Source organism: Ruegeria sp. HKCCA4633 (assembly GCF_013034605.1).
In the GTDB taxonomy this organism is placed as follows: Bacteria; Pseudomonadota; Alphaproteobacteria; order Rhodobacterales; family Rhodobacteraceae; genus Ruegeria.
In genome coordinates this window covers 668468-682193 of record NZ_WQGJ01000001.1, presented here as the reverse complement: position 1 = coordinate 682193, position 13726 = coordinate 668468, and the positions used below count along the sequence as shown (strand labels likewise).

General features: G+C 56.9%; 17 protein-coding genes. 15 read left to right on the top strand and 2 right to left on the bottom strand.

The window, feature by feature from the left end; genetic code table 11:
* Positions 1–3: 3 nt before the first annotated feature.
* The 15 genes from GOV85_RS03380 (at position 4) to ureG (ending at position 12186) form a co-directional block, all read left to right on the top strand.
* The gene (locus GOV85_RS03380; protein ID WP_170355562.1) at positions 4–498 is read left to right on the top strand and encodes a (2Fe-2S)-binding protein; all 495 of its coding nucleotides are present in this window, start codon (positions 4–6) and stop codon (positions 496–498) included.
* The gene (locus tag GOV85_RS03375) at positions 495–2912 is read left to right on the top strand and encodes an aerobic carbon-monoxide dehydrogenase large subunit (protein WP_171174984.1); all 2418 of its coding nucleotides are present in this window, start codon (positions 495–497) and stop codon (positions 2910–2912) included. The genes GOV85_RS03380 and GOV85_RS03375 overlap by 4 nt, the downstream gene beginning before the upstream one ends.
* Before the next feature lie 101 nt (positions 2913–3013).
* On the top strand, positions 3014–3880 hold the full coding sequence (locus GOV85_RS03370; RefSeq protein WP_171174982.1) for a MoxR family ATPase: 867 nt from the start codon (positions 3014–3016) through the stop codon (positions 3878–3880).
* A 47-nt stretch (positions 3881–3927) separates the two neighbouring features.
* A complete protein-coding gene (locus GOV85_RS03365) occupies positions 3928–5067 on the top strand; it encodes a VWA domain-containing protein (RefSeq protein WP_254442949.1) in 1140 nt (379 codons plus the stop codon).
* A gap of 12 nt (positions 5068–5079) precedes the next feature.
* Positions 5080–5892 (top strand): XdhC family protein, encoded by an 813-nt coding sequence (locus tag GOV85_RS03360; RefSeq protein WP_171174978.1) that lies wholly within the window; start codon positions 5080–5082, stop codon positions 5890–5892.
* 106 nt (positions 5893–5998) lie between these two features.
* Positions 5999–6451, top strand: a complete 453-nt coding sequence (locus tag GOV85_RS03355) for a CoxG family protein (RefSeq protein WP_171174976.1) — start codon at positions 5999–6001, stop codon at positions 6449–6451.
* Positions 6452–6876: 425 nt separating this feature from the next.
* Positions 6877–7548 carry an urease accessory protein UreD gene (locus tag GOV85_RS03350; protein ID WP_254442948.1) on the top strand — a complete coding sequence of 224 codons (672 nt, stop codon included), beginning with the start codon at positions 6877–6879 and terminating at the stop codon, positions 7546–7548.
* A 1-nt stretch (position 7549) separates the two neighbouring features.
* Positions 7550–7852: an urease subunit gamma gene (locus GOV85_RS03345; RefSeq protein ID WP_152459090.1), complete on the top strand. Its 303-nt coding sequence runs from the start codon at positions 7550–7552 to the stop codon at positions 7850–7852.
* 18 nt (positions 7853–7870) lie between these two features.
* Positions 7871–8032 carry a hypothetical protein gene (locus tag GOV85_RS03340; RefSeq protein ID WP_171174974.1) on the top strand — a complete coding sequence of 54 codons (162 nt, stop codon included), beginning with the start codon at positions 7871–7873 and terminating at the stop codon, positions 8030–8032.
* The gene (locus GOV85_RS03335) at positions 8029–8361 is read left to right on the top strand and encodes an urease subunit beta (RefSeq protein WP_171174972.1); all 333 of its coding nucleotides are present in this window, start codon (positions 8029–8031) and stop codon (positions 8359–8361) included. The genes GOV85_RS03340 and GOV85_RS03335 overlap by 4 nt, the downstream gene beginning before the upstream one ends.
* Entirely contained in the window at positions 8336–10096 is a 1761-nt protein-coding gene (gene ureC, locus GOV85_RS03330) for an urease subunit alpha (RefSeq protein ID WP_171174962.1), read from the top strand. The genes GOV85_RS03335 and ureC overlap by 26 nt, the downstream gene beginning before the upstream one ends.
* A gap of 121 nt (positions 10097–10217) precedes the next feature.
* A complete protein-coding gene (locus tag GOV85_RS03325; RefSeq protein ID WP_171174960.1) occupies positions 10218–10442 on the top strand; it encodes a DUF1127 domain-containing protein in 225 nt (74 codons plus the stop codon).
* Positions 10443–10470: 28 nt separating this feature from the next.
* On the top strand, positions 10471–10923 hold the full coding sequence (locus GOV85_RS03320) for an urease accessory protein UreE (RefSeq protein WP_171174958.1): 453 nt from the start codon (positions 10471–10473) through the stop codon (positions 10921–10923).
* Positions 10907–11560, top strand: coding sequence for an urease accessory protein UreF (locus tag GOV85_RS03315; protein ID WP_171174956.1), 654 nt, complete (start codon positions 10907–10909; stop codon positions 11558–11560). Before GOV85_RS03320 ends, GOV85_RS03315 begins: the two co-directional genes overlap by 17 nt.
* Entirely contained in the window at positions 11557–12186 is a 630-nt protein-coding gene (gene ureG, locus GOV85_RS03310; protein ID WP_171174955.1) for an urease accessory protein UreG, read from the top strand. The genes GOV85_RS03315 and ureG overlap by 4 nt, the downstream gene beginning before the upstream one ends.
* A 34-nt stretch (positions 12187–12220) precedes the next feature.
* Here the strand turns inward: ureG and GOV85_RS03305 are convergent, their stop codons facing one another.
* Together GOV85_RS03305 and GOV85_RS03300 are read right to left on the bottom strand one after the other, a co-directional pair.
* Positions 12221–13348 carry an energy transducer TonB gene (locus GOV85_RS03305; protein WP_171174952.1) on the bottom strand — a complete coding sequence of 376 codons (1128 nt, stop codon included), beginning with the start codon at positions 13346–13348 and terminating at the stop codon, positions 12221–12223.
* Positions 13345–13722 carry a biopolymer transporter ExbD gene (locus tag GOV85_RS03300; protein ID WP_171174950.1) on the bottom strand — a complete coding sequence of 126 codons (378 nt, stop codon included), beginning with the start codon at positions 13720–13722 and terminating at the stop codon, positions 13345–13347. The genes GOV85_RS03305 and GOV85_RS03300 overlap by 4 nt, the downstream gene beginning before the upstream one ends.
* Positions 13723–13726 lie beyond the last annotated feature (4 nt).

The following is a 13726-nucleotide window of genomic DNA, read 5'->3' as shown; positions in this document are numbered from 1 at the left end:
GCAATGTCGAAAATGCACGTCAAACTCACCGTGAACGGCAAAGAGGTCGAAGGTCTGGCCGAACCGCGCACGTTGTTGATCCATTTCCTGCGGGAAGATCTGAAAATTACCGGCCCTCATATCGGTTGCGAGACCAGCCATTGTGGGGCCTGCACCGTTGATATCGATGGCAAATCCGTCAAGTCCTGCACCACCTTTGTGGCCCAGGTGAACGGGGCAGATATTACCACCGTTGAAGGGCTGACCAATGATGATGGCAGCTTGGGCGTCTTACAAGAGATGTTCCGCGAACATCACGGGTTGCAATGCGGCTTCTGCACGCCGGGCATGATAACCCGCGCGCATCGTTTGTTGCAGGAAAACCCTAATCCGACCGAGGAAGAAATCCGTTTTGGCATGGCCGGAAACCTGTGCCGCTGCACCGGATATCAGAACATCGTCAAGGCGATCTCAGCTTCGGCTGACATGCTGAACGCTCAGAAGGAGGCCGCGGAATGAACGACCAGACTCTGACCCCCGAAGAACGCGCCGCCAACCTCAAAGGTATGGGCTGCGCCCGCAAACGCGTCGAGGACGTGCGCTTTACCCAAGGCAAGGGCAACTATGTAGATGATATCAAGCTTGACGGCATGCTGTTCGGTGACTTTGTGCGCTCCCCCTACGCACATGCCCGCGTTGTCAGCGTGAACAAAGAGGCAGCCTTGGCGGTACCCGGCGTTGTCGCCGTGCTAACAGCTGAGGATCTTGCACCTCTGGGTTTACACTGGATGCCGACGCTGGCAGGTGACAAGCAGATGGTACTGGCCGATGGCAAAGTGCTGTTCCAGGGCCAGGAAGTTGCTTATGTCGTCGCCGAAGACCGCTACATCGCCGCAGATGCAGCCGAACTGGTCGAGGTCGAATACGAGGAACTGCCCGTTCTGACCGACCCGTTCGAGGCGCTGAAATCCGACGTTGTCCTGCGCGAAGATCTTGAAGGCCAGACAGAAGGCGCGCACGGACCGCGTAAGCATCACAACCATATCTTCACCTGGGAGCAGGGCGACAAAGACGCAACCGAGGCTATTTTGGCCGAGGCTGATGTCGTGGCCGAGGAGATGGTCTATTATCACCGCACGCACCCTTGCCCGCTGGAAACCTGCGGCTGTGTGGCCTCGATGGACAAGGTGACCGGCAAGCTGACGCTTTACGGTACGTTCCAGGCACCCCATGCGATCCGGACGGTTGTGTCGCTGATCTCGGGTCTGGCCGAACACAATATCCGCGTGATCAGTCCTGATATCGGCGGCGGATTCGGCAACAAGGTCGGCGCCTATGCGGGTTACGTTTGCTCGGTCGTGGCGTCCATTGTCACCGGTAAGCCGGTGAAGTGGATCGAGGACCGGATGGAAAACCTGATGTCCACCGCTTTTGCCCGCGACTACTGGATGCAGGGCAAGATCGCCGCCACCAAGGATGGCAAGATCACCGGGTTGTGGTGCCATACCACGGCGGATCACGGCGGGTTTGATGCCTGTGCCGACCCGACCAAGTTCCCGGCTGGGTTCATGAATATCTGCACCGGGTCTTATGACATCCCCACCGCCTATCTGGCCGTGGACGGCGTCTATACCAACAAGGCGCCTGGAGGGGTGGCCTATCGCTGTTCCTTCCGCGTGACCGAGGCTGCTTATTTCATCGAGCGCATGATCGAGGTTCTGGCCATCAAGCTGAACATGGACGCGGCCGAGCTGCGTCGGATCAACTTTATCAAGGCGGATCAGTTCCCGTATCAGTCGGCGCTGGGCTGGGAGTATGACTCGGGCGATTATCATACCGCTTGGGACAAGGCGTTGAAGGCCGTAGACTATGACGGTCTGCGGGCCGAACAGGCGCAGCGGGTCGAGGACTTCAAAGCTGGCAAGACTCGTAAGCTGCTGGGGATTGGCCTGACACATTTCACCGAGATTGTCGGGGCCGGGCCGGTCAAGAATTGCGATATTCTTGGGCTGGGAATGTTTGATAGTTGCGAAATCCGCATACATCCAACGGGTTCAGCCATCGCGCGGCTCGGGACGATCAGTCAGGGTCAAGGCCATGCCACGACTTTTGCCCAGATCATCGCCAGCGAGATCGGCCTGCCCGCCGACGATATCACGCTGGAGGAAGGCGACACGGACACCGCGCCTTATGGTCTTGGGACCTATGGCTCTCGGTCCACGCCTGTGGCTGGGGCGGCGACGGCTATGGCCGCGCGCAAGATCCGCGCGAAGGCGCAGATGATTGCTGCCTATCTGCTTGAGGTGCATGATGACGACGTCGAATGGGATGTGGACCGGTTCGCTGTCAAAGGCGCGCCCGAGCGGTTCAAGACCATGAAAGAAATCGCCTTCGCCGCCTATAATCAGGCCATCCCGGGGTTGGAGCCGGGGCTGGAAGCCGTCAGCTACTACGACCCGCCGAATATGACCTATCCGTTCGGGGCCTATATCTGCGTTATGGAAATTGACGTGGATACCGGCGAATGGGAAGTGCGGAAGTTCTATGCGCTGGACGATTGCGGCACGCGGATCAACCCGATGATCATCGACGGGCAGGTCCATGGTGGTGTAACCGAAGCGCTGGCGATCGCGATGGGCCAGGAAATTGCCTATGATGAGATGGGCAATGTAAAGACAGGCACCCTGATGGACTTCTTCCTGCCAACCGCCTGGGAGACACCGAACTATATCACCGACTATACGGTGACACCGTCCCCGCACCATCCGATTGGTGCAAAAGGAGTGGGTGAAAGCCCGAACGTGGGCGGCGTTCCTTGCTTCTCGAACGCGGTGCATGATGCGTTCCGGCCCTTTGGGTTGGTGCAAAGCCACATGCCGCACGACCACTGGCGGATCTGGAAGATCGCCAATGGTCTTGGGATGCATGGGTGAAATGGTCCGGACCGGCTGGCGCCGGCCCGACCAAAGCGAGGGGGCTCTGCCCCCTCGGACCCCCGAGGTATTTTTGGCCAGATGAAGATTGGATCCTGGTTTTGACTTTGACTGACGTTCAGAACGGATTGGCCGCACAGGGCTATGTTGCCGATGATCGTTTGGCCATGGCCCTGCATCTTGCGCAGACGCTGGGTCGTCCGTTGCTGCTTGAGGGGCCTGCGGGTGTCGGCAAGACCGAGGTTGCCAAGGCTCTTGCGGCTCAACGTGAGACGCGATTGATCCGGTTGCAGTGTTACGAAGGGCTGGACGCCAGTCACGCCATTTATGAGTGGAACTACCAACGTCAGCTTTTGGCCATTCGTGCAAGCGAGGCTGGCGGAGGCACCAGCGAGGCGCAACTGTTCACCGATGATTACTTGCTGAAGCGTCCATTGCTGGAGGCAATCAGCGAAGAAGATCCGCCGGTTCTGCTGATCGACGAAATCGACCGGGCCGATGAAGAGTTTGAAGCCTACTTGCTTGAAATTCTGTCAGACTTTCAGATCACCATCCCCGAACTCGGCACCCTGAAGGCGCGTTCGCGCCCGATTGTAATCCTGACGGCCAACGGGACACGAGATCTGTCCGACGCGCTGCGGCGTCGCTGTCTTTACAGTTTCCTCGACTACCCATCGCGAGAAACTGAAATGGCGATCCTGAATGCGCGCATGCCTGACGTCGAAGGGCGGCTTGCGCGTCAGATCATCGGGGTCGTGCAGGCTTTGCGGAAGGAAGACTTAGAAAAGACACCCGGCATCGCCGAGATGCTGGACTGGGCAGCCGCGCTATCAGGATTGGGTGTCAACGACATGGCGCAGTCTAAGGAAGAGGTTCAGGCAACCCTTGTGTGTCTTCTGAAAACTGCCGCTGACTACGATGCCGCGCCGCCCGAAGTCATGGATCGCCTGATCGGGAAAGTCGCCTGATGCAAGTCACTCGGTTTCCCTCCCGCGCATCTGGTTTGTCGGATCGCATGTCCGGTTTCATCGCACATTTGCGCATGAACGGGATGCGTGTGGGATCTGCTGAGACAGGAGACGCGCTGGCTGCTCTGGCAGCAGTTGACGCAACGGATGTCAGACAGGCTCAGCGGGCGCTTTGTGTATTGCTGGCAGGCGACGCTGACGATTGGCGTCGCTTCGAGGACTTGTTCGATGCCTACTGGTTAAATACAGGCAAGCACCGAACTGGAACTGCCCACACGGCTCATGTGCGGCTTCAATCCGCAAAGCCGATGATTTGGCAGCAGCAAAGCCAAGACGCTCGGGAGGCGGAAACCGGCACGGATCAGGCGCAAGAACCTGATCCTGGCGACGGGGAGGCCTTGGGGAGAGACGGGAGGCTGATCGCAACCCGTACGGCTAACCTGTCGCGTCGGGATTTGCGTGAGCTGATGGATGAAGACGCGTTGAAGCAAGCGGAACAGGCGGCAACCGCCATCGCGCGAGCCATCCGGGACCGTCGCTCGCGCAGACGCAAACTTGCGATGCGCGGCCCGGCTTTGGATATGCGCCGTATTCAACGCGCCAGCCTTGCGAGGGGTGGTGAGCCGATTGATCTTTACCGTCGTGCTCGCCCGCCACGCCCTATGCGGATCGTGGCTTTGTGTGACGTTAGCGGTTCGATGACAGTTTATTCGCGAGTTTTCCTTGCCTTTCTCAAGGGGTTGATTGGCAGCGGAGCCGAAGCGGATGCGTATTTATTTCATACGCATTTGATGCGGGTGACGGATGTACTGCGCGATCACGACACGCTGCGCGCGGCTGGCCGATTGTCGCTGATGGCCGAAGGGTTTGGCGGCGGTACTGACATCTCGGGTAGCCTCGAAAAATTTTTGAATGGATACGGTGCCCGTGCCCTGAACGGGCGGACGGTGGTATTGATCCTTTCGGATGGCTATTGCAGCTCGTCGCCTGCGGCTTTGGGGCATATACTGGCGCGGGTCCGACGCAAGGCACGACGGGTGGTTTGGCTGAATCCGCTTAAAGGATGGAAAGATTACCAGCCCATTGCCGCTGCCATGAAGGCCGCAGAGCCGTACCTGGACGCGCATCTTCCTGCCAACACGCTTGAAGCACTGGCGGCACTAGAACCTGAATTCCGAAAACTGTGAAAGGATAAAACCATGGCAGGTTTCGACATCTTCGACACGATTGAACAGCTGCGCCAGCAGGGGGACGCTTTTTGCGTGGCAACTGTCCTTCGCACCGCCGACGCGACCTCGGCCAAGGCGGGCGGCAAGGCAGTAGTCACGCGAGACGGTCGGATATTGGGACATCTGGGTGGAGCCTGTGTGCAGCGCGTTGTACGGGCATCAGCTCAGGAAGCACTTACAGGTGGCTTTCCGAAAATGATCCGCGTGAAACCCTCGGACAAGGTGGTGGCAATGACAGACCCGGACGGCGTGGAAACCTTCAAGAGCGGTTGCCCTTCGGGTGGAACGGTCGACTTGCTGATTGAGCCGTATCAGCATGCGCCGCGTTTGATCATCTTTGGAGAGTCCCCGATTGCCCATGCCCTCGCAGAGCACGCAGCGCTTATCGGATTGCGTGTTTGCTTGCCCGAAGGTTCTGAGAGTGAAGTGGATTTTACCAGTTTCGATCCGAAAAACTTAAGCGCTTTGGGTGTTGAGCCACGCGATTTCGCAGTGGTCGCTTCGCAGGGAAAAGGTGATGGCGCCGCATTGAAAGCCGCGCTCGAGACACCGGCGCGCCGTGTGTCAATGGTTGCGAGCCACCGAAAGGCTGAGGTGTTGTGCGACAGGTTGGAAGCGCAAGGTTTGAGTTCTGCACAAACCAAGCGGCTCAAGTCGCCTGCCGGTTTGGACATCCATGCGATCGACCCACACGAAATTGCCCTGTCGATCCTTGCTGAAATTATCCTTTGGCGGAACTCAGATAAATCCGAGGAGACTTCGCATGAAGAAAAAATGGCTTAACTGGTTGGCGTCCTTCCGGGCTGCAAAACCGGATTCGACCCCGGAAGAAGCGACCGAGGTGGCACTTCGTGTTTTCCCAAGATGTTGTTGAGAAAAGGATCCTCAGATGGAACTAAATGACGAAATTCGCATCTCTGCGCCCCGAGACGTAGTGTACCGCGCGCTGAATGACCCGGATGTCCTGCGCGAATGCATTCCTGGGTGCGAAGAGCTTATCCAGCATTCACCTGAGCATCTTGAGGCCAAAGTTGTGCTGAAAATCGGCCCCGTTAAGGCGCGATTCAATGGCGAGGTTACGCTGGACAATTCAGAAGCGCCTGATGCGTTCTCGTTGAGTGGAGAAGGGAAGGGAGGAGCCGCGGGTTTCGCAAATGGTGGCGCTGATGTCTCTCTTGTGGCTGATGGGGAAGAAACAGTGCTGTCTTATACCGCCAAGGTCGCAATTGGCGGTAAAATTGCACAACTGGGCAGCAGGTTGATCTCAGGAACTGCCAAAAAACTCTCGGCCAAGTTTTTTGACAGGTTTGGGGAAGTTGTTGCCGATCAATACGTTGGCTAAGCGCAGCGGCCAAACTTAACGAACGTGCTTTGCGTTGCGGCGGTCCTTTCGACTTCCGCAACGCAGTGCGACTTGCGGGTTTAGGGTGAGACGCATTCATTTATAGGGTGAATCAGCTTAAATTTTAGGCCGCCGGGCGTGCATTCGGTTAATATTTGATCGGATGACGCGAAACTAGGCATTCTGCGACGGTGCAAATTGGCGTTTCGGCGCGTCAGCAAGGAAACAGATGGCACCAACAGGTCTTCCAAAGGTGCCTTATTACTCAAGCTGCTGTTATAAAACCCGCGCAAAGTGCGAACCCACCACGCGCCGCTGGTTCAGTTAACCTAAGCACCAAGCTGCTGGGCGCTAAGAGTGTATTAGACAGGTTTCACCATTCCGGGTCCTTCAAGTGCTTGTTCCCAAGAACCACAACGCCGCATTTGGAGGCGGTTCTTCTGAACACGGCCGGTGGAGTGACCGGGGGCGATAGATTTCGGTTTTCAGGCAAAGCTGCAGAAGGCACTACGCTGACGCTGACAACGCAGGCTTGCGAACGTGTCTACAAAGCGCAGCCTGAAGAAATCGGCCAGATTACCAACCACCTGACAGTTCAGTCTGGCGCTCGTGTGAATTGGTTGCCGCAAGAGACGATCCTGTTCAACGATAGCGCGTTGGAGCGTCGGCTGAAGATCGATTTAGCTCCTGAGGCTGAGTTGTTGATGATCGAGCCAATGGTCTTCGGGCGCGCGGCGATGGGAGAGCGGCTCAGCAAAATCCGTCTCAGTGATCGGATCGAGATACACCGCCAAAAAGGTCCGGTTTTTCTGGATGCGATACAGTTTTCAGGCGACTTGAACGCTCATCTGTCCAAGCCGCATATCGCAAACGGCGCTGGGGCAATGGCGTTGATCGTATTTGCCTCGAAGGCTGTTGAAGCTCATTTGGGCCCGGTTCGCGACATGCTGCCGGATACGGCAGGGGCGACACTTATACAAAACGAATTGCTGATTGTTCGCGCCCTGGCTGAAAACAGCTTTGCCCTGCGCCGTACCCTGATGCCGGTTTTGCGGCAACTGAACAAAGGCACATTGCCCCGATGCTGGATGCTCTGACATGAACCTGACCCCACGTGAAAAAGACAAGCTGTTGGTCGCCATGGCCGCGGAAGTTGCCCGCAAGAGGCTGGCCCGAGGCGTTAAGCTGAATCACCCCGAAGCCATCGCCCTGATTACGGACGCCGTGGTCGAAGGTGCGCGCGATGGTCGATCGGTCGCTGACATGATGCAAGCCGGGGCTGAAGTCATCAGCCGGGAACACTGTATGGAAGGCGTGCCAGAGATGATCCACGAAGTACAAGTCGAGGCAACGTTTCCCGATGGAACCAAGCTTGTCACTGTTCACAATCCCATTCGTTAATCAAAAAAGGAACGCGTTATGATCCGCATGCTCTTTCCCGCCCTTGTTCTTTCTGGCCCGGCAATAGCCCACACTGGCACGCATATTCACGCACACCCAACCGACTATGCCACGTTGGGCGCTGGGCTGGCTTTGATTGCTTTTGCTCTCATCGCGCTGCTGACCAAGCTGACCAAATGATTCCGGGTGAGGTCATTCCGGCCGACGGCTCACTGACGCTGAACGCCGGGCGCAGCAGCCGCCTTGTTATGGTCGCCAATACAGGTGACAGGCCAGTACAGGTCGGCAGCCATTACCACTTTGCCGAGGCGAACGCTGCCCTGGATTTTGATCGCCATGCAGCTTTGGGGATGCGGCTGGATATTCCTGCGGGGACGGCCGTTCGCTTTGAACCGGGTCAGACCCGCGAAGTGATGCTGGTTCCTTATGACGGACGGCGGCACATTTATGGTTTTAACATGCACATCATGGGGGCTTTGAAAGATGCCGGGCAAGATCAGCCGGAGTGATTATGCCGCTATGTTCGGCCCAACTGTGGGTGATAAGGTTAGGTTGGCCGACACCGACCTGATTATCGAGGTGGAAAGAGATCTGATTGTGGAGCGCGCGACAGCCGCGCGGTTCAGCAAAACGGGTCACCGCGAAGACGTCTATGGCGAAGAAGTCAAGTTTGGCGGCGGTAAAGTAATCCGCGACGGGATGGGGCAGTCTCAGGTCACGCGTGCTCAGGGGGCTGTTGATACGGTGATCACCAACGCTCTGGTCGTTGATCATTCCGGTATCTACAAGGCAGATGTGGGGCTGAAGGACGGGCGGATCGCTAAAATCGGCAAAGCAGGGAACCCCGATACCCAGCCGGGTGTAGACATCATTATCGGCCCAGGGACCGAGGCCATCGCAGGCGAGGGGCGCATCCTGACGGCAGGCGGGTTTGATAGTCATATTCATTTCATTTGCCCCCAGCAGATCGAAGATGCGCTGCATTCCGGCCTGACGACCATGCTTGGTGGTGGCACCGGTCCTGCACATGGCACTCTGGCGACCACCTGTACGCCGGGGCCCTGGCATATCGGCCGGATGTTGCAAGCGGCGGATGCCTTTCCCATGAACCTGGCCTTCGCGGGGAAGGGCAACGCCTCACTGCCAGCGGCGCTGGAGGAACAGGTCAAGGCAGGCGCTTGCGCGATGAAACTGCACGAGGACTGGGGAACAACCCCTGCCGCCATCGACTGCTGCCTTTCGGTTGCGGATGCGATGGACGTGCAGGTGATGATCCATACCGACACGCTGAACGAATCTGGTTTTGTAGAAAATACCGTGGCTGCCATGAAAGGCCGAACGATCCATGCCTTCCATACCGAAGGTGCAGGTGGCGGCCACGCCCCAGACATCATCAAGATCTGCGGCGAGAACCATGTTCTGCCATCCTCGACCAACCCAACACGCCCCTTCACCGTCAATACGGTTGAAGAGCACCTGGACATGCTGATGGTATGCCATCACCTTGACAAATCCATTCCCGAAGACGTGGCCTTTGCCGAAAGCCGTATCCGGCGCGAGACCATTGCGGCCGAGGATATCCTGCACGATATGGGTGCCTTCTCGATCATCGCGTCTGACAGTCAGGCTATGGGCCGCGTGGGCGAGGTGCTGATCCGTACGTGGCAAACCGCCGATAAAATGAAGAAACAACGCGGACGTCTGAGCGAGGAAACCGGAGACAACGACAATCTTCGTGTTCGGCGTTACATTGCAAAGTACACTATCAACCCGGCCATTGCGCATGGACTGAGCCACGAAATCGGCAGCATCGAAGAAGGCAAGCGTGCCGATCTGGTCCTGTGGAACCCAGCCTTTTTCGGAGTGAAGCCCGAGATAGTTTTGCTGGGTGGTACCATTGCTTGCGCTCAAATGGGTGATCCCAACGCTTCGATCCCTACACCGCAACCTGTTTATAGCCGCCCGATGTTTGGCGCCTATGGGAGATCGGTTGAACATTCCGCGATCACATTTGTCTCGCAGGCCGCGCAGGAGGATCGGATCGGTGATACACTGGGATTAGCCAAGCAAACCGTGGCTGTACGGAACACACGGGAGATCGGCAAACAGGACCTTCTGCTGAACAGTGCGACACCTCATGTCGAGGTTGATCCGGAAACCTACGAGGTGCGGGCAGACGGCGAATTATTGACCTGCCAACCCGCTGAAGTGCTGCCAATGGCGCAACGCTATTTTTTGTTTTGACTAAGAATTGTGCTGCGTTGCAGCGCGCGCAACGGAGCCATGAGCAAACATGCACTACTCAATGAGGCCGATATGACAAATATTCAAACCCAAGGGAGGACCAACGATTACGAGGGTCCAAATGGCAGACTCAGCAACTCAGACGCACGCACGGATTTCGCTGCGTGGCTTGATCGCATCCATCGGGTCATCAATCTTTTCAGTTCTAATGAGCTTGGCCGAAGCGCAATCGCGCGTGCGGCAAGTCAACTACTTGCAATCGCTCAGCGACGAAGAACTGAAAAAGCGCGGCCTTACGCGCGAACGGATTGTGCATCAGGTATTTGCGGATTCTATCTGGCTCTGACTGTTTCCGGTGCTGAGGAGGGGATCGCATGACTGCCCTTCTGTGTACCGCGCGTCAGTATTCGGGTCACACGCACAGCGACCCGGCGGACAGCTTGTACCTGACCTATGATGATCGGTTCCTGCGTCGCAAGGTTCTGACATGCGAAAGTGGCGAGCAGATATTGATCGATCTGGCGCAGACAACGTCGTTAGATCACGGAGGCGCGCTGATCCTCGATGACGGGCGCGAGGTGGAAATCCGGGCAGCGCCGGAAGCTTTGCTTCAGGTGACAGCCCCGGACCTGACGCGCATCGCCTGGCACATTGGCAATCGTCATACACCGTGCCAAATCGAGAAAGACCGCCTGTTCATACAGGTCGACCATGTCATCAATGACATGCTTTTGAAAATCGGGGCTACGGTGCAGGAAGTGCACCAACCGTTCACACCCGAAGGTGGCGCTTATGGTCACGGTCGGACTCATGGCCACACCCACTGACACCGATATCCTGACCTTGGCCCAATGGCTGTCCCCTGCTTACCCTGTAGGGGGTTTTGCCTATTCTCATGGCTTGGAGGCAGCGATTGACGAAGGGTGTGTCACGTGCTCACAGGACGCCGAAGAATGGATTTCGGATGTGCTGGAGCACGGCTCGGGGTGGAATGACGCGTTGTTTGTTGTCGCGGCATACAGGGCGCGGACACAAGGTGAACTGGTCAACATCGATGCGACCGCACGGGCCTTCTGCGCGTCATCCGAACGGCTTATGGAGACCGATTTGTTGGGGCAGGCGTTTGGAAATGTGACGCGAGATGTCTGGGAGTTGGATCTACGCCAACTTACGTACCCGGTCAGTGTAGGGCAAGCTGCCTGTCGGCAGAATCTCCCCGTGTCTTTAACGACCAAGATGTTTCTGCAAGCATTCGCCAGCAATCTTGTAGCTTGCGCAACGCGCCTAGTTCCTTTGGGCCAAACTGACGCGCAGCGATTGATCCGCACCCTTACACCATTGTGTGAGAAGATCGCTAGCAGGGCACAAAAGGCTGGCTTGGATCAACTGAGCTCAACAGCGTTTCTGACGGACATCGCATCCATGAAGCACGAAACACAATATTCGAGGATATTCCGAACATGACGAATATGAACGGCCCACTTCGCGTCGGCATTGGCGGCCCGGTAGGAGCTGGAAAAACCACGTTGACCGCTGCACTGTCCGAAGCTCTTCGAGATGTCTGTTCAGTGGGCGTCATAACCAATGATATTTACACACAAGAGGATGCCGAAGCGCTTATGCGTATGCAAGTCCTGCCCAGGGACCGGATCATTGGCGTGGAAACCGGAGGCTGCCCGCACACTGCAATTCGCGAAGACGCCTCGATCAATCTGGCCGCTGTCGCTGAAATGCAGGCGCGTCATCCTGATCTGGACGTTGTGCTGATTGAAAGTGGTGGTGACAATCTGTCCGCGACGTTCAGCCCCGAACTTGCTGACCTTACAATCTATGTAATTGATGTGGCTGCTGGCGAGGAAATACCTAGAAAAGGTGGGCCAGCGATCACCAAGTCGGACATCCTGGTAATCAACAAAACCGATCTGGCACCTCATGTCGGTGCGTCGTTGGAGGTTATGGAACGAGACGCGCAAAAGATGCGCAAAGGAAGACCTTTTCTGTTCTCGTCACTTCGCAATCGAAAAGGGGTTGGCGCAATTGTGGATTTGTTGGAGCAGACAGGAGGTCTGAGAGTGTCAGGGGCTAGTTAGCTGCGTAACAGACGATGCTAAAAGGCCCACCTAATCATCTAATCTGGTAGTAGAATGACAGTTTTCGACTGACGCCGCCAGGTGGGCGCGGGAACGGCGCGGCGGTGCGAACCTGTTGCTTTGCGGCGCGCTCTATATCGGGTGAGCCAGAGCTTTCGACAATATCGACCCACGCCAAAGTGCCATCGGGACTGATTTCAAAAAACACGCGCGCATATCCGCGCGCTGCGACATAGACAATCGGGGCCCGGTTTAAATGAACCAGAACCTCACCGGCATAATTCGTTGAATCCGAGTTTCCTGGGCCGCGCCCACCAGATCGATTGCTGCTTCTGCTTTGTCGAAAGACGTCCACACCTTCTCTTTTGAAGGCAGAGAGCGGCGATTCAATCGTCTGCTCTGGAAAGCGCAGATTGTCGAAATTGTTGAAGCGCTCCAGTGTTCTTGGTTGGGCGGGTTGCGCGTCGCGGTTGGGCGGCCGTGGTCGAAGAGACGAAACCAGCGCTTGTTCGGTTTCGTCTGCTTCCGCTTCGGGGATGGGCAGATCTGCCTCCTCATCCAACGGTTCCTGGGTTGCTTGGGGTGTTACAGGTTCGACGGTTTCACCGTTTTCCGGGTCGACAGGAGATAGCTCGGCTGGCAGCGCAGCAAGCTGTTCTTCTGATACCGGATCTTCGACCGAAGACGGTTCAACCGGAGATGCTGTTTGATCTGGGGGCGCTTCTGGCGTTTCAGTCACGGTGTCAGCCCCTGCGGTTTGCGCAGCTTCACCGGTATCATCCGGGCCCTGTTCCACAGGTTCGGTGACCGCTTCTTCCGGTGCTCTGGGCTGAATGATTGCGGAGTCTCCGGTATCGGGCGCGTAGGTCTGTTTTGGGTCGGGCGACGCGACACGGGCGTCGCTTGTGGGGGCTTCGGCCTCTCTGGGCTCAATTGGCGGTTCTTCAAGAGGGGGTGGTGTCTCTGCCGGTTCGGGTTCGACAGGTTCAAGCCGGGCATCTGCAAACTCTTCAAAACTGTTGCTCAGTTCGACAGTATCGGTACGGCTTTCACCTGCGGCTTGGTTTGACAGGTTTGGCACGGTCAGGCTCAGGCCCGCGAGATGCATCAACAGCGATACCGAGATCGCGAGAATCGCGACAAAGATAGACCGCCTGATCATTCGAGGGCCTGTTCTGTCACAAGAAAAACCGACGGAGCGCCTAACCGGCGCAGGGTGCTGGTGATTTCCATCAATCGGGGCGCAGACGCATTTCTGTCTGGCACGATGCGCACCGGCCCGGTTTCTCGATCGGCCATGAAAGCTTCGGCGTTTGTTGGCCTGCCGCGAAAGCTCAGTGTTCCGTCCTGATGAAGAACAAGCGCATCGGGTGGTTCACGGCCTTCAAGATCTGCAGTGTTCACCAATTCCAGGTCCGGATCCAATGGAGGAGCTATTGTGCCGGCGATCAGAAAAAAGATTAGAATAAGAAAGACAACATTGATCAGCGGGATGGTTGAATCGCGGTTTCGGCTGGTTCGGATGTGGCGGATCATTCTT

What these genes read in the sequence shown, in the direction of transcription:
- GOV85_RS03380 (WP_170355562.1), top strand. Translation starts at nt 4, where the DNA reads ATGTCGAAAATGCACGTCAAACTCACCGTGAACGGCAAAGAGGTCGAA.
- GOV85_RS03375 (WP_171174984.1), top strand. Translation starts at nt 495, where the DNA reads ATGAACGACCAGACTCTGACCCCCGAAGAACGCGCCGCCAACCTCAAA.
- GOV85_RS03365 (WP_254442949.1), top strand. Translation starts at nt 3,928, where the DNA reads ATGTCCGGTTTCATCGCACATTTGCGCATGAACGGGATGCGTGTGGGA.
- GOV85_RS03360 (WP_171174978.1), top strand. Translation starts at nt 5,080, where the DNA reads ATGGCAGGTTTCGACATCTTCGACACGATTGAACAGCTGCGCCAGCAG.
- GOV85_RS03355 (WP_171174976.1), top strand. Translation starts at nt 5,999, where the DNA reads ATGGAACTAAATGACGAAATTCGCATCTCTGCGCCCCGAGACGTAGTG.
- GOV85_RS03345 (WP_152459090.1), top strand. Translation starts at nt 7,550, where the DNA reads ATGAACCTGACCCCACGTGAAAAAGACAAGCTGTTGGTCGCCATGGCC.
- GOV85_RS03340 (WP_171174974.1), top strand. Translation starts at nt 7,871, where the DNA reads ATGATCCGCATGCTCTTTCCCGCCCTTGTTCTTTCTGGCCCGGCAATA.
- GOV85_RS03335 (WP_171174972.1), top strand. Translation starts at nt 8,029, where the DNA reads ATGATTCCGGGTGAGGTCATTCCGGCCGACGGCTCACTGACGCTGAAC.
- ureC (WP_171174962.1), top strand. Translation starts at nt 8,336, where the DNA reads ATGCCGGGCAAGATCAGCCGGAGTGATTATGCCGCTATGTTCGGCCCA.
- GOV85_RS03325 (WP_171174960.1), top strand. Translation starts at nt 10,218, where the DNA reads ATGGCAGACTCAGCAACTCAGACGCACGCACGGATTTCGCTGCGTGGC.
- GOV85_RS03320 (WP_171174958.1), top strand. Translation starts at nt 10,471, where the DNA reads ATGACTGCCCTTCTGTGTACCGCGCGTCAGTATTCGGGTCACACGCAC.
- GOV85_RS03315 (WP_171174956.1), top strand. Translation starts at nt 10,907, where the DNA reads ATGGCCACACCCACTGACACCGATATCCTGACCTTGGCCCAATGGCTG.
- ureG (WP_171174955.1), top strand. Translation starts at nt 11,557, where the DNA reads ATGACGAATATGAACGGCCCACTTCGCGTCGGCATTGGCGGCCCGGTA.
- GOV85_RS03305 (WP_171174952.1), bottom strand. Translation starts at nt 13,348, where the DNA reads ATGATCAGGCGGTCTATCTTTGTCGCGATTCTCGCGATCTCGGTATCG.
- GOV85_RS03300 (WP_171174950.1), bottom strand. Translation starts at nt 13,722, where the DNA reads ATGATCCGCCACATCCGAACCAGCCGAAACCGCGATTCAACCATCCCG.